The organism is Mesorhizobium sp. B2-3-14, from assembly GCF_006442175.1.
GTDB classification, from domain to species: domain Bacteria; phylum Pseudomonadota; class Alphaproteobacteria; order Rhizobiales; family Rhizobiaceae; genus Mesorhizobium; species Mesorhizobium australicum.
The window spans coordinates 663,370-677,683 of the sequence record NZ_VFVP01000001.1; the positions used below are offsets into that span (position 1 = coordinate 663,370).

A 14,314-nucleotide genomic window follows, 5' to 3' on the forward strand; every position below is an offset into this window, starting at 1 on the left:
ATATGCCCTCGCCGGCGTATAGTCGGTGATGGAAGGTGTAGAAACGGCAGACATTTCAGACAGTTCCCCGGGGCTGACCTTCCGCTGCGACCTCTGCGTCCAAGGCGAGGAATTCCCCCACTTCTGGGAACATACGGTCGGCAGCGGCCACGCGACGCTCGCCCTGCGCGCGGACTGGCAGGCGCAGATGCGCCGGGCGCATGACGAACTCGGCTTTCGCCATGTCCGTTTTCACGGGCTGCTCGATGACGACATGGGCACGCTCATCGACCAGGACGACAAGCCGCTCTATTCGTTCTTCAATGCCGATCAGATCTTCGATTTCCTGCTGTCGATCGGCATGCGCCCCTTCGTCGAGCTGAGTTTCACGCCGACGATGCTGTCGTCGTCCGGAAAGATCGTCTTCCGTTATCGCGCCAATGTCAGCGCGCCGAAGGACTACGACCAGTGGTCGACGCTGATTTCGAAGCTCGTCGCTCACTGGGTTGATCGCTACGGCCTCGACGAGGTGCGGCAATGGTTCTTCGAGGTCTGGAATGAACCCAATCTCGAGGCGTTCGGCAGCGGCAAACAGGAGGATTATTTCAAGCTGTATGCCTACACGGCAAGAGCAATCAAATCCGTTGACACGCATTTGAAGGTCGGCGGACCAGCCACAGCCGACAATGCCTGGATCGATGAGTTCATCGCTTACTGTGGCCAGAACGGCCTTCCCGCGGACTTCGTCAGCACGCACCATTATCCGACCGATGCCTTCGGCCAGCCTGGCGACGACACCGAAGCCCAGCTCTCGGAAAGCACTCGAAGCGTCCTGCGCGAGGAGGCGCGCACCGCGCGACGGCAGGCAGGCGACCGTCCGCTCTACTACACCGAATGGTGCACATCGTCGAACCCGCGCGATCCCATGCACGACGAGCCCTATGCCGCCGCCTTCATCGTCAAGACGGTCATGGAGGCGAGAGGGCTGGTTCAGGGCTACAGCTACTGGACCTTTTCGGATATTTTCGAAGAGAATTATTTTCCATCCCTACCCTTTCATGGTGGTTTCGGCCTGATGAACCTTCACGGCGTCGCCAAACCGGCTTACCGTGCCTTCGAAATGCTGCATGGCCTTGGAACCGAAATCCTGTCGACTCAAGGCAATCATCCCACCGTCGACAGTTGGTGTGTGCGCGACGGAAATTCGTTGACCGTGCTGATTTCCAACTTCGCCTTGCCGCAGCATCCGGTCGCGAACGAGATCGTGCATATTCAACTTGAGAATGCACGGCGGCCCGACACGGCAACCATCCGACGCGTCGATGCGGCAAATGCCAACCCGAAGGCGCTATGGGCGACGATGGGAAGTCCCGATTACCTGAGCCGAGCAATGGCAGAGCATTTGCATGCGGCCTCGGCGATGCCGGAACAGGCGCAAGCGATCGCCTTCAACGGTCATGCCCTTCTGTTCGATGTCACCGTACCTGCGCAGGGCGTTGCTGCCATCAGGCTGGAGTTTTTATCGATTGCTTAGAGCAGATCCCGCCGCGCTGGCCGATGACGAACTGCTGGACCGCTGTCAGCGCGCCGCCTTCGGCTATTTCCTGGAGAACGTGAACCCCGACAACGGGCTGGTCGCCGATACGTCGCGCCCCAATTCGCCGTGCAGCATCGCCGTTGTCGGTTTTGCCCTGTCCTGCTATCCGATCGGCGTCGAACGTGGCTGGATAACGCGCGACGCGGCTGCCCGCCTGACCCTTGCGGCGCTACGCTTTTTCCAGACCAGCACGCAAGGCAGCGGCCACGACGTCACCGGCCACAAGGGTTTTTACTACCACTTTCTCGACATGAGGAGCGGCTTGCGCGTTTGGCGCTGCGAACTGTCGATGGTGGATACCGCCCTGCTGATCGCCGGCATGCTGGTGGCGAGCGCCTATTTTTCCGGCGACAATGACGACGAAGCCGAAATCCGCCTCCTGGCCGAGGCGCTCTACAGGCGCGTCGACTGGCGATGGGCGCAAGGCAGCAGCCCAACGCTCCGCCAGGGCTGGAAGCCGAGGAGCGGCTTTCTGCATTATGGCTGGGAAGGCTATAACGAGGCGACGATCCTCTATGTGCTGTCGATGGCCTCTCCGGACTGCCCGACCTCGAACGACAGCTACGAGGCCTGGACGGCGACCTATCAATGGGAAAACATCTACGGCCACGACGTGCTCTATGGCGGGCCGCTGTTCATGCACCAGTTCTCGCATGCCTGGATCGATTTCGCCGGCATCCGCGACGCTTTCATGCGGGAGAAGAATTCGGACTATTTCGAAAACAGCCGCCGCTCGACATACCTTCACCGCGACTACGCCCGGCACAACCCTTACGGATTTGACGGCTATGGCGAGAATTTGTGGGGCCTTTCGGCCGGAGACGGACCGGGCGGCTTCCGCGCCAGCGTGGAGCGGCGGACCCACCGGTTTTCCGGCTATGCCGCGCGCGGCGCGCCTTTCGGACCGGATGACGGGACAATCGCACCATGGTCCTATCCGGCGTCGCTGCCTTTCGCGCCGGACATTTGCCTGGCGGCGCTGCGTCACCTCGTCGATCGTTATCCGGAGGTTCTCGACGATTTCCGCCTGCCGAGCGGTTTCAACCCGACATTGGCCAACCGCCGCAAATTCGGCCGCAACGGCTGGGTCTCGGAAGGCCATTACGGGCTCGACCAGGGCATCGCGGTGATGATGATCGAAAACCACCGTTCCGGACTGATCTGGAAGCTGATGCGTTCCAATCCCCATATCCGTCGCGGCCTGGGCAAGGCGGGTTTCACCGGCGGATGGCTGTCGCGGCCGGTACCCGGAGGGCGCGATGTCGCGTGAACCGACGAGAGCCGCCGTCTTCCCTGTCGACAGCAATGACGTCGAACTGATCAGGGGCGCGCATCCCGCGCACTGGAAGAACCCGACCCCGAACGGCCCCTACAATCTCGTCGTCATCGGCGCCGGGCCGGCCGGGCTGACCGCCGCGCGTGACGCCGCGAGCCTTGGCGCGAAGGTCGCGCTGATCGAACGCGGGCTGATCGGTGGTGCCTGTGTCAATGTCGGCGGCATCCCGTCGAAGTCGATCATCCGCACGGCCAGGCTCTATGCCGATATGCGCGATGCCGAGAGCTTTGGCGGCGACCCGCCAGACCACCTTCGTGTCGACTTTCAACGGGCGATGACACGGATGCGGCAGATACGGCAGCGGATCAGCCGTGCCAATTCGGCCGTTTCCGTCGCAGCCGAGGGCATCGACCTCTATTTCGGCGAAGCGCGCTTCGCCGGACCGGACACCGTCGTGGTCGCGGACAGGACCCTGCATTTCAAGAAGGCATTGGTCGCGACGGGCGCGCATGCGAGCGGGCCCGCGATTCCGGGGCTTGCCGAGGCCGGTTATCTCGACAACGAGACCATGTACGACCTTACGCAATGCCCGCCGCGGCTCCTCGTCATCGGCGGCGGGCCGCTCGGCTGCGAGACGGCGCAGGCTTTCTGCCTGCTCGGCGCCAAGGTCATCCTGGCGCAGAGCGATCCGATGTTCCTGCCCGGCGAGGAGCGCGACGCCGCGCAGATCCTTTCGGATGCGCTGGCGCGCGAGGGGATCGAGGTGCGGCTGAACACCGAAGTGGTGGCGGTGCGGATGGAGGGCGAGAAGAAGGCCGCCGACCTGATGCGGGATGGCGACACGACGACGATTACGGTCGATGAGATCATCACTGGCGTCGGCCGTTCGCCCAACGTCGATGGCCTGGGCCTCGATGAAGCCGGCGTGGCCTATGACGCCAGCGGCATCAAGGTCGACGATTATCTGCGATCCACCAACCCAAATGTCTACGCAGCGGGCGACGTCTGCCTCGAATACAAGTTCACCCACACCGCCGAGGCAACAGCGCGCATCGTCGTGCGCAATGCCCTGTTTCGCGGCCGCGAAAGGCTCAGCGAACTCGTTATCCCCTGGTGCACCTATACCGATCCGGAGATCGCCCATGTCGGTCTCTATCCCCTGGAGGCGCGGCGCAACGGCATTCCGGTCAAGACCTATACGGTCCTGATGCACGATGTCGCCCGCGCCGTGATGGACGGCGAAGAGGAAGGGTTCGTCAAGATCCACGTCAGGGAGGGATCCGACCGCATCCTGGGGGCGACGGTCGTCGCCAGCCATGCCGGCGAGATGATCAATGCCGTGACCCTCGCTATCCGTTCGGGGATGGGATTGCATGCGTTGGCCGATGTCATCCATCCCTTCCCGACACAGGCGCAAGGCATCAAGATGGCGGGCGACGCTTACCGACGGACACGGTTCACTTCATTGCGCAGGCGCCTGGCGGCCCGCTGGCTGGCCTGGTCCAGGCGATAAGCCTTTGCGCTCGGTCCCAGCCGGATCCGCATTGCGACCGATCCGCAAGGCAAGCGCGCCGGGCATCAGACTGTGATCCAGCGCTTGACGAAAGCACGGTTCGGCTAAACAAGTCGAAGCTGATTTCTGTGGCTGCGGGGGGCCTCGTTAATGTCGTCCGAGAAAGAGCTTGCGCAACTTCTGGCGCGAAGCGTCGGGCGTCCGCCTTGAGCGCGCGGCCAGATGCCGACATGCCGGCGCGCGGCAGCGGGCGACGCGTGCTGATCGTGTGCCATGAGCCGGCGTTTCCGCCGACTTCCGGCGCGGATCTGCGCAACTATCGCAATGCCGTGGCGGCGGCCGCGTTCGGACCGGCCTGCCTGGCCTCGGTGCGGCCCAGGGCCATCGCCATGACCGCGCCCAATCCGCTGATCCGCACCGAGGCGCTGTCGATCGAGGGAGAGCCCCGGACGGCTTCCATCGGATGGTGGCGTATAAGGGAGGAGCATCGCATTTCGCGCGCGGCCCTGGCACGGCTGGAAGCACTGATCCTCGAATTCCGCCCTGACACCGTGGTGGTCGAGAGCATCGGCCTGTTCAAGCTGCTGCGGCCTTTGCGATCGCTGGCAAAGCAGCTCATCCTCGACATGCACAATGTCGAGTCCGACTTGTCCGCGCAGATGAAACGCGCCGAAGCGACCGCATCGCGCCTTTCCGTTGCCGCATCGGTGCCTGGCATCAGGCATCTCGAAAGAAAGGCGCTCGCCCTTGTCGACAGGGTCTGGGTCTGCTCGAACGAGGATCGCGAGAAGCTGATGCGCTTTGGCGGGCGCGCGATGCCCATCGATGTCGTTCCCAATGGGATTCCCAACGTCGAGGCGATTCCCAATGTGCTGCCCCCGGAACCGTCGGCCAATAGCGGCTTTCCGGTGATCCTTTTCATCGGTCATCTCGGCTATCCTCCAAACGTCGACGCCGCCGTGCGATTGGCCCGGACCATATTGCCCCGCATCCGCCAGGCCTTGCCCGACGCGAAGCTGGTTCTCGCCGGACGCGGCCCGGAACCGGCCGTGCTGGCCCTGCGCGGGTTGCCCGATGTCGAGCTCGTTGAAGATCCCGAAAGCGTGGGGCCGCTCCTGTCCAGCGCGCATCTCAGCATCATCCCGCTCAGGACGGGCGGGGGCACGCGCATCAAGATTCTGGAGGCGATGGCCTGGGGGGTGCCGGTGATCGCGACACCGCTCGCGGCCGAGGGCCTGGGCCTGGTCGAGAACGACGAGGTGCTGCTGTCGGCCAGCGACGAAGGCTTGGCCGCCATGGCCGTCCAACTTTCACGCGACGCCGGGCGCCGGGCAAGGCAGCGCGTGCGCGCCCACCAGGCCGTATGGGCAAGGTTTGGCCCGCAGGCGATCCGCGATGCCGTCCGTGCCGGGCTTGTCCTGGACAATGACGGCGATGACGACCAGCCATCTCCGATCACCCCATGAGCCGCCGATTATTCCACCGATCCACCAGACGTGGAAGACGGACAGCGTTCCCGAACGCTTCCAGCCTATGCCGAGAGCTGGAAGGGCCTTGGGGCCGCAATGTCCTACCGGTCCGTTCGCACACGCCACGCGGAGCCCGGTTGCCAGGGTCAGTCGTGCAGATCCCGCGCAATCGGCGGACCGACCGAAAATCCGGAGAACGTGACTTCGAAACCTTCACGCTGCGGCGAACAGCACATCAACCCGACATCGACCATCTTCGAGGTCGGGAAATAGGCGAGCCGCACCGGCTTCCAATGACCGTCGGAAGCATCCAAATACTGGACGCGGACCGCCTCGCCGTGGCGGGTCAGGCGGATCCTGACGCCATCAGGGCCGGCGGCAATGGCCACCAGCGACCAGTCCGAGGTGTCGTTGGTGACGACGACGGAGAAATAGGCAAGGCCATCGGTGTATTCGATGCCGGCCTTGATCCAGTGCGTTTCGCTCAGCCGGACCATCAGGCCGGCCTGATCGTAAAGCACCTCGTAGTCGCCCTTGACGGTCACTTCGGCGGTGAAATCGCCCTCGACCCGCCGATACAGGAAGTGGCCGTTGTCGCGCCAGAAGCCATAGAAGGTCTCACGCCAGAAATCGGTCTCCTTGCCGGTGCGCACGCGCACGCCATCACCTTCGATGGCATGGTGCGGCGGCGGGTTGAGCCAGGTCAGGTCCTGCAATGTCATCCCTTTGCACCGGTCCGTTTCCAGAGGAAGTGACGGTCCGCCGGCGGTCGGCCGGCGCGCCAGGTTATCCCGCGAACGTATAGGCGGTCTTTACCGTGGTGTAGAACTCCATGGCATAGCGGCCCTGTTCGCGCGGACCGAAGCTCGAACCCTTGCGACCACCGAAAGGAACGTGGAAATCAACGCCCGCCGTCGGCAGGTTGACCATCACCATGCCGGCTTCGGAGTTGCGCTTGAAATGGGTGGCGTGCTTGAGGCTCGTGGTGCAGATGCCCGAGGTCAGGCCGAACGGCGTGTCGTTGGCAACGGCAAGCGCCTCGTCATAATCCTGGACGCGGATGACACTGGCGACGGGGCCGAAAATCTCCTCGCGCGAACTGCGCATGGCGTTGGTGGCCTCGGTCAGCAGCGCCGGCTTGAGATAGAAACCCGGCGTCTTGCGGTCGAGCCGTTCGCCGCCGAAAGCGAGCGTGGCGCCTTCACGGACGCCGATGGCGATATAGTCCTCGTCCTGCTTGAGCTGGGTGGCGTCGACGACCGGGCCGATCTGTGTCTGCGCGTCGAGCGCGTCGCCGATCACCAGCTTCTCCATGCGCTCCTTGAGCGCGTCGACGAAACGATCGTGGATGCCTTTGGTGACGATCAAACGCGACGAGGCCGTGCAGCGCTGGCCGGTCGAGAAGAAGGCGCCGTTCAGCGCGCAATCGACAGCCACCGCGAGATCGGCATCGTCGAGCACGACCAGCGGATTCTTGCCGCCCATTTCAAGCTGGAACTTGCGCATGTGCTCGACGCTTGCCGCCGCGACGCGCTTGCCGGTTCCCACCGAGCCGGTGAAGGAGATGGCGTTGACGTCGGGGCTGTCGAGCATCGCCTGGCCGACCACCGAGCCCTTGCCCATGACGAGGTTGAGCACGCCCTTGGGCAGGCCGGCGCGATGCAGGATGTCGACGATGGACCAGGCGCTTTCGGGAACGAGCTCGGCCGGTTTGAAGACGATGGTGTTGCCGTGGGCCAGCGCCGGAGCGATCTTCCAGGCGGGAATGGCAATAGGGAAATTCCACGGTGTGATGATGCCGACCACGCCGACCGCTTCGCGCGTGATCTCGACGCCGACGCCCGGCCGCACGCTTGGCACCACCTCTCCCGACAGGCGCAATGTTTCGCCGGCAAAGAAATCGAATATCTGGGCGGCGCGGATGGTCTCGCCAATGCCCTCGGCCAGCGTCTTGCCTTCCTCACGCGCCAGATTGCGGCCGAGTTCGTCCTTGCGCGCCATGATCTCGTCGGCCGCCTTTTTCAGCACCGCATGGCGCGCCAGCGGACCGGAACGGGACCACGCTGGAAATGCCGCCTTGGCCGCCGCTATCGCCTGGACCGCCTGTTCGACCCCCGCCGAAGCATATTCGCCGACGACGTCGCCGGTATCAGAGGGGTTGATGTTGCGGGAGCCGGCATCGCCGACCCATTCACCATCGATGAGGTTTTTTCGAAACGCTGTCATGTCCTTGCCTTCCTGGCTGTTGGCCGCGCGGCGGCATCTGTCTGAAGTGGTATTTGCCAGACAATTGCCTTGCGGGAAAGCACGCACTGGGCCTGGAGACCGCGACAAAAGTCCCCGGGCTGCACCCACGCCTTCGCGGCAGCGGCGACGGAGCCGCGTCGCCAAGCAATCCGGCTAACATGGGCGGGCAGCGCTCCGGGTCAAGCCGGATCGCCTGTACAGGCATGTCCACAATCTTGATTTGCCTGGTGTGGCGTGTCATGCGTCGTCAAGATGGCAGCACTCGAAACGACGATCCAGCGCGCCGGCGCCACCGGCAACGTCAAGGCTACCCGCGAAGACTGGCTGAAGCTGGCGCTTGAAACCCTGATCTCGGACGGCGTCGAACGCGTCCGCGTGCTGACGCTTGGCCAGCAACTCGATGTCTCGCGCTCGAGCTTCTACTGGTATTTCAAGAGCCGGCAGGATCTGCTCGACCAATTGCTGGACCATTGGCGGCAGACCAATACCCGATTCATCGTCGAGCGTGCCGCACGCCCTTCCGCGACTGTCATTCGTGGGGTGATGAGCATTTTCGAATGCTGGGTGGACGAAAAGCTGTTCGACCCCCGGCTGGATTTCGCCATCCGGGCATGGGCTCGACGCTCCCCCACCATCCGGCGTGCGCTCGACGAGGCCGACGAAGAACGCGTCACAGCCATCCGCGGCATGTTCTTGCGTCATGGCTATGAGGAGGAAGACGCGTTCGTTCGCGCTCGCGTGCTCTATTTCATGCAGATCGGCTACTATTCGCTCGAACTCAACGAACCGATGAGCAGTCGCCTGCCGCATGTTGCCGCGTATCTGCGCAGCTTCACCGGCCAGGAGCCGTCGGCTGCGGATGTCGAGGATTTTTCGCGCTACGTCGCGAAAGCGGTTTCCGGCGGCCGGTAGCCGAAGACTCCGAACTCGTGATCCCAATAGCGCTTCGCCATGGAACGAAGAACTGGCGGCGATAGGATGGTAGGTTCCGGCTAAAGCGTAAACGACCAGAACAGGCAGGCTAGCGAGGCGGCGGCAAAGATCACGAAGAACAGGCTGCGCAGCAGCACGTTGCGGCGCAACTCGTTCATGACGAAGTGGCAACCGACGACCGCCACGGCAAACAGGAACCGGCAGTTCAACAACGCCAGAAGAGCGCTGCCCTGACCGAAGGCCCATCGGGCGAGCAGGCCGCCGACGATGGTGGCGAACAGCACAATGACAGTCCAGAAGATCGCATCGGCGGCATGGAGGAGGACGATACTGGCCGCGCGGATCGGCAGGATCATCATCAACAGCGCGCTGAAGAAAAAGACCGACGCAAGCGGAATGAACGTTCCGGCGTCGGCGATGCCGTCGAGACGCTTGACGCCGATCGCCCCATAGGGATAGCCGTGACGGGCCACCGCAAGGCTCAGCGCCATGAGCAAGGCGGTCAAGACGGCGACGAGTGCGAAGGTCGTGAGGGCTTTGCTCATGGGGTTCCTGTCCCGAACGAATCAGACAGGAACCGGTGTAACCGATGGTCGTAAATTGCGCGTAAGCTTTCACCCGCCGCCGGCATCCGGAAGGGGATAACCGTCAGGGCAAAGCCACTCGGCGACGACCAGGTCGACCGCAGCGCGCGCCGTCCGCCTCCGGCAGATCAGCTCCAGGCGTGCAGCGGCGGATTCTCGCCGTTGAGGAAATATTTGCCAAGGATCGAATATTTCCAGCGCACCGGATCGTGCAGCGTGTGCGTGCGGGCGTTGCGCCAATGGCGATCGAGATTGTGCTCGGCCAGCGTCGAGCGCGTGCCGGCCAGTTCGAACAGCTTGTTCGTTGCGGCGATGGCGATTTCGGTCGACAGGATTTTTGCTTCCGCGGTGACGATCTGGGCATGCGCGACCGTTTCGGCTGTCGGCTCGGCCACCGCCTTGTCGATGGCATGGCCGGCCTTTTCGAGCAGCGCCTGCGCCGCGTGCAGGCGCAGCGTGAGGTCGCCGACAGCCTGGATGGTGTAGGGATCGTCCCAGGCATTGTCGAAGCCGCTGTCGATCCAGGCGCGGCTCCTGGTCCTGACAAAGTGAACCGTCTCGTCGATCGCCGCCTGGGCGATCCCGGTGTCCACCGCCACCTGGATTATCTGGAAGATGGCGCCGTCGGCGGTCGGCTTGTCGTAGCCCTTGTAGCCCGGCACCAGATACGTCTTCGGCACCTTGACGTTGTCGATGATGACGGTGCCGGAGAGCGTCGTGCGCTGGCCGAAGCTCGACCAGTCGTCGATAACGGTCAGGCCGGGCGCACCACGGTCGGCGATGGCATACCAGGCGCGACCTTCGTCATCGAGCGCCACGATCGGCACCAGATGGGCAAGCAGCGCGCCGGACGAATAGAATTTGCGGCCGTTGACGACGACATGGTCGCCGGCGTCGGTGAAGCGGGTCTCGAAATCGGCGGCGCGCTTCGAACCGAACTCGGAAAAGGCGTTGCCGAACCGGGTGCCCTTCAGCGCCTCGGTGAACAGCAGCTTCTGCTGTTCCACATCCGACACGGTGCGGATGGCCGCGATGACGCCGAGATGGTTCTGCGCGACCTGGCCGATTGAGGAATCGGCCGCCGAGATGATCTCGATCACCTTGACCAGCGTCGCATAGGACAGTTCCGGCCCGCCGAATTCCTTCGGCACATTGATCGACCACAGGCCGCTTTGGGAGAAGGCGTCGAGCTCGGCAACCGGCCAGATACGCTCGCGGTCGCGCGTGGACGCCCCCTTGACGAATTCGGCGGCGAGCGCATGGGCGATGGCGATCGCCTCCGCATCGTCCCTGATGATGTGTGCTGGTGCCGAGGGCCTTGCGACCGGCGGTACGGCGGCGGAAGCATGGTCTGTCTTGACGGTCGAGACGGTCATTTCATTGCTCCTTCAAATTTCGGTTCAGGCAACGGCGTGGAGACGGGATGGCTTGGCGGCGGGCGACGGCTGCTGGCCGAGATAGAGCGCCCTGATATCCTCGCGCTGGCGAAGATCGGCGGCCGCGCCGGACAGGACCGAGACGCCGTTTTCGAGCACAGTGGCGTGGTCGGCATAGCCAAGCGCGACCGCCGAGTTCTGCTCGGCGACCAGGATCGACAGACCGGTCTCGCGGTTGAGTTTCTTCAGCGTCTGAAAGATGTCTTGCACGATGAGCGGGGCAAGCCCCATCGAGGGCTCGTCGAGAACCAGCAGGCGCGGCCGCGACATCAGCGCGCGGCCGATGGCAGTCATCTGCTGTTCGCCACCGGAGGTGAGGCCGGACAATGTCCGGCGCTTTTCCCTGAGACGCGGAAAATAGGAATAAACCCGTTCGAGATCCGCGTTGATTTCGGCTCGGCGGCCGCTGCGGCCGATGCCGCCGGCGACCAGGTTTTCCTCGACGGTGAGGCTCTTGAAACAGTGACGGCCTTCCAGCACCTGGACCAGCCCGGCGCGTACGAGATCGCCCGGCTTGCGGCGCGAGACATCCGAGCCATCATAGCGGATGGAGCCGGCGTTGACCTGGCCGCGCTCTGCCGGCAGCAGGTTGGAGACGGCCTTCAACGTCGTGGTCTTGCCGGCGCCGTTGGCACCGAGCAGCGCCAGAATCCCACCCCGCCTGATCTCGAAGCTGACGCCATGCAGCGCCGTGATGGCGTTGATATAGGTGGCGTGGACCGCGTCCACGGCCAGGATGATGTCGTCGTTCGGCATGGCTGTTTCCGTGCTTTGCGGATGGGCCGGGCGCCGCGGATGGTGTCCACGGCACCCGGCCCGGAGATCAGTTGGTGGTCACGGCGTTGGCATCGTCGGCGGTGCGCAGCTTGATGCTCTTCTCGGCGGCATAGGCCTCGGCCGACTTCTCGATGATCGGCCGCAGCAGCGCCCAATCCGGCGCGATCCAGTCGGAAACGACGTTCCACTTCTTGCCGTCCCACTGCTGGAAGGTCACGTAGCCCTCGCCCTCGTGGTTGTCCCAGCTGACATTGATCGAGTGGAACAGGTCCTTGGCCCCGAGCGCCTCGACCTTGGACGGGTCGAGCTTGAGATGTTCGAAGCCCCAGCGGACTTCGTCGCCGGTCAGCGTGCGATGGCCGAACTTCTCCTGCGCGACGCGGATCGCCTCGACATTCAGGATGCCGTTGACGATGCCGAGATTGTGGTAGACAGAGCCGATGCGCGACTTGTCTTCGAGATTGCCCTTGCCGGCGCCGTAGACGGTCTTCACGATCTCCTGCACCACCGGATAGGTGTTGCCCGAGGCCTGGGTGGTGATGGCGGTGTAGCCCTTGGCGGCATCGCCGGCGGGGATGACGTCCTCTTCCGAATTCGACCAGACATTGCCGACGATGTGGTCGACGGGATAGCCGACCTTGACCGCCGTCTTCAGCGCCACCGGGTTCATCACGCCCCAGCCGCGCAGGACGACGAAAGCAGGCTTGGCGCGGCGGATGGTCAGCCATTGCGACTGCTGTTCGTTGCCGGGATGCGGCACCTCGATCTGCTGCACGGTGAAGCCATATTTCTGCGCCAGCAAATCATATATCGGGATGGTCTCCTTGCCGTAGGGCGAGCCGTGATAGAGCACGACGATCTTCTTGCCCTTGAGCTTGTCGATGCCGCCTTCCTTGGCGGCGATATAGTTCACGATGCCTGACGTCTCGCTGTAGGGGTTGAGCAGCAGCGGGAAGACGTAAGGGAAGACGCGCCCGTCGGTCGAGTCGGTGCGGCCATGGTTGACCGTAATCAGCGGCACCTTGTCGGCGGTGATACGGTCGATCATCGCATAGGCGATGCCCACTGAGAGCGGGTTCCAGGCAGCGGCACCCGCATGGCTCTTCTGCCGCTCGTAGCATTCGACGCCGCGCTCGACCTCATACTGGGTCTCACACTCGTCCCAGGTCAGCTTGACGCCGTTGACGCCGCCGTCGCGGATGTTGATGAGGTTGAGATAATCGATGAAGCCGCCGAAGAAGCCGGTGCCGCCGGCCGCGTAGGGTCCGACGCGATAGCTCTGCAGCGGGAAATATTGTTCGTCGGCATGAGCTGATGGCAAGGCCACCGACACAATCATCGCCGCGGACAAAGCCGCCGCCTTGATGGTGCTGAGGAAGGTCATGGCTAGGTACTCCCGGTATGGGCCGTCTTTGGTCCGGCCTCTGGTTCATCTTCGAATAGGATTCTGGAGTGCGAGGGCTCAGGTCGGTTGCCAAGCGAACAGGAGCCGTCTTCGGATCCTGTCCCACAGGGCCACCAGCCCGTCGGGTTCGAGGATCAGAAACAGGATGATGAGGACGCCGAGCACGATGCGCTGGCTCATGTCGAGCACGCCCGAATCGAAGACATCGCCAAGCAGGAAGCCGCCGAGGCGCGACAGTGCGAGCGGAAAGACCACGATCAGGGCGGCGCCGAAGAATGCGCCGCGGATCGAGGCGAGGCCGCCGATGATGATGATGAACATTATCTGGAACGAGCGGTCGAGATCGAAGCCATCCGGCTCGACGGTCCTGAGATAAGCGAACGCCCAGATGACACCGGCGACGCCTATGACGAAGGACGAGATGGCAAAGGCCAGAAGCTTGGTCTTCAAGACCGGGATGCCGATGATGCGGGCGGCGGTCTCGTTGTCGCGGATGGCGATGAAGTTTCGTCCCGTCTGCGACGACACTAGCCGATAGGCGAAGAAGGTCAGGATGACGACGATGGTCAGCGCAAAGAAATAGCGGCCGACGGGGCCATCGAGTGTGAAGCCCGAAATCGAAAGCCTCGGCGCGTCGGTGACGCCGGATGCAGAGTTGTTGGAAAACCAGCTGAACTTGGTCAGCGCCCATTGCACGAAGAACTGCGCGGCAAGCGTCGAAACCGCGAGGTAAAACCCTTTCAGCCGCAGGCTCGGCAAGCCGAAGACGATGCCGATCGCGGCGGCCACGATGCCGGCGAGGAAAATGCTGCCGATCAGTGGCAGGCCTTCGACGCGCAGGTTGAAATTATAGGCGGCAAAGACGCCTGCCGCCATGAAAGCGGCGCTGCCCAGCGAAACCTGGCCGGCATAGCCGGTCAGGATGTTGAGGCCGACACCGGCGAGGCTGAGTGCCAGGAACGGCAGCAGGATGGCCTCGAACAGGTAGCTCGAGCCGATCAGCGGCACGACGCCATAGGCGAAGGCGAGCAGGAGTACGGGGGCCACCCATTTCGGCAGCACCGTCACGGCGGAAAAGTCGCTTGCAATCGCGGCCAT

The 14,314-nt window shown here is 63.5% G+C and carries 12 protein-coding genes; 5 read left to right on the top strand and 7 right to left on the bottom strand.

Features of this window, described 5'->3' with window-relative positions; genetic code table 11:
* The first annotated feature begins 28 nt into the window (after positions 1–28).
* From FJ950_RS03025 to FJ950_RS03040, 4 genes are all read left to right on the top strand, one after another.
* Positions 29–1,513, top strand: a complete 1,485-nt coding sequence (locus FJ950_RS03025; protein WP_140614945.1) for a glycosyl hydrolase — start codon at positions 29–31, stop codon at positions 1,511–1,513.
* Entirely contained in the window at positions 1,506–2,846 is a 1,341-nt protein-coding gene (locus FJ950_RS03030; protein WP_140614947.1) for a glucoamylase family protein, read from the top strand. Before FJ950_RS03025 ends, FJ950_RS03030 begins: the two co-directional genes overlap by 8 nt.
* Positions 2,836–4,365, top strand: coding sequence for a mercuric reductase (locus FJ950_RS03035; RefSeq protein ID WP_140614949.1), 1,530 nt, complete (start codon positions 2,836–2,838; stop codon positions 4,363–4,365). Before FJ950_RS03030 ends, FJ950_RS03035 begins: the two co-directional genes overlap by 11 nt.
* A 206-nt stretch (positions 4,366–4,571) precedes the next feature.
* Positions 4,572–5,831, top strand: coding sequence for a glycosyltransferase family 4 protein (locus FJ950_RS03040; RefSeq protein ID WP_246681268.1), 1,260 nt, complete (start codon positions 4,572–4,574; stop codon positions 5,829–5,831).
* 149 nt (positions 5,832–5,980) lie between these two features.
* Here FJ950_RS03040 and FJ950_RS03045 read toward each other — a convergent pair whose 3' ends face one another.
* On the bottom strand, positions 5,981–6,556 hold the full coding sequence (locus FJ950_RS03045) for a DUF1349 domain-containing protein (RefSeq protein ID WP_140614951.1): 576 nt from the start codon (positions 6,554–6,556) through the stop codon (positions 5,981–5,983).
* 64 nt (positions 6,557–6,620) lie between these two features.
* Positions 6,621–8,060 carry an aldehyde dehydrogenase family protein gene (locus FJ950_RS03050; RefSeq protein ID WP_140614953.1) on the bottom strand — a complete coding sequence of 480 codons (1,440 nt, stop codon included), beginning with the start codon at positions 8,058–8,060 and terminating at the stop codon, positions 6,621–6,623.
* A gap of 273 nt (positions 8,061–8,333) precedes the next feature.
* Here FJ950_RS03050 and FJ950_RS03055 point away from each other — a divergent pair, with 273 nt between their 5' ends.
* On the top strand, positions 8,334–8,993 hold the full coding sequence (locus tag FJ950_RS03055; protein WP_181171039.1) for a TetR/AcrR family transcriptional regulator: 660 nt from the start codon (positions 8,334–8,336) through the stop codon (positions 8,991–8,993).
* Between the two features lie 80 nt (positions 8,994–9,073).
* On the opposite strand, the gene FJ950_RS03060 is transcribed toward FJ950_RS03055, so the two are convergent.
* The 5 genes from FJ950_RS03060 to FJ950_RS03080 all read right to left on the bottom strand — a co-directional run bounded on the left by FJ950_RS03060 (position 9,074) and on the right by FJ950_RS03080 (position 14,314).
* On the bottom strand, positions 9,074–9,559 hold the full coding sequence (locus FJ950_RS03060; RefSeq protein WP_140614957.1) for a hypothetical protein: 486 nt from the start codon (positions 9,557–9,559) through the stop codon (positions 9,074–9,076).
* Between the two features lie 167 nt (positions 9,560–9,726).
* Positions 9,727–10,974: an SfnB family sulfur acquisition oxidoreductase gene (locus FJ950_RS03065; RefSeq protein WP_140614959.1), complete on the bottom strand. Its 1,248-nt coding sequence runs from the start codon at positions 10,972–10,974 to the stop codon at positions 9,727–9,729.
* A 24-nt stretch (positions 10,975–10,998) separates the two neighbouring features.
* Entirely contained in the window at positions 10,999–11,790 is a 792-nt protein-coding gene (locus FJ950_RS03070) for an ABC transporter ATP-binding protein (protein ID WP_140614961.1), read from the bottom strand.
* 67 nt (positions 11,791–11,857) lie between these two features.
* A complete protein-coding gene (locus tag FJ950_RS03075; protein WP_140614963.1) occupies positions 11,858–13,195 on the bottom strand; it encodes an ABC transporter substrate-binding protein in 1,338 nt (445 codons plus the stop codon).
* A 78-nt stretch (positions 13,196–13,273) separates the two neighbouring features.
* Entirely contained in the window at positions 13,274–14,314 is a 1,041-nt protein-coding gene (locus tag FJ950_RS03080) for a branched-chain amino acid ABC transporter permease (protein WP_140614965.1), read from the bottom strand.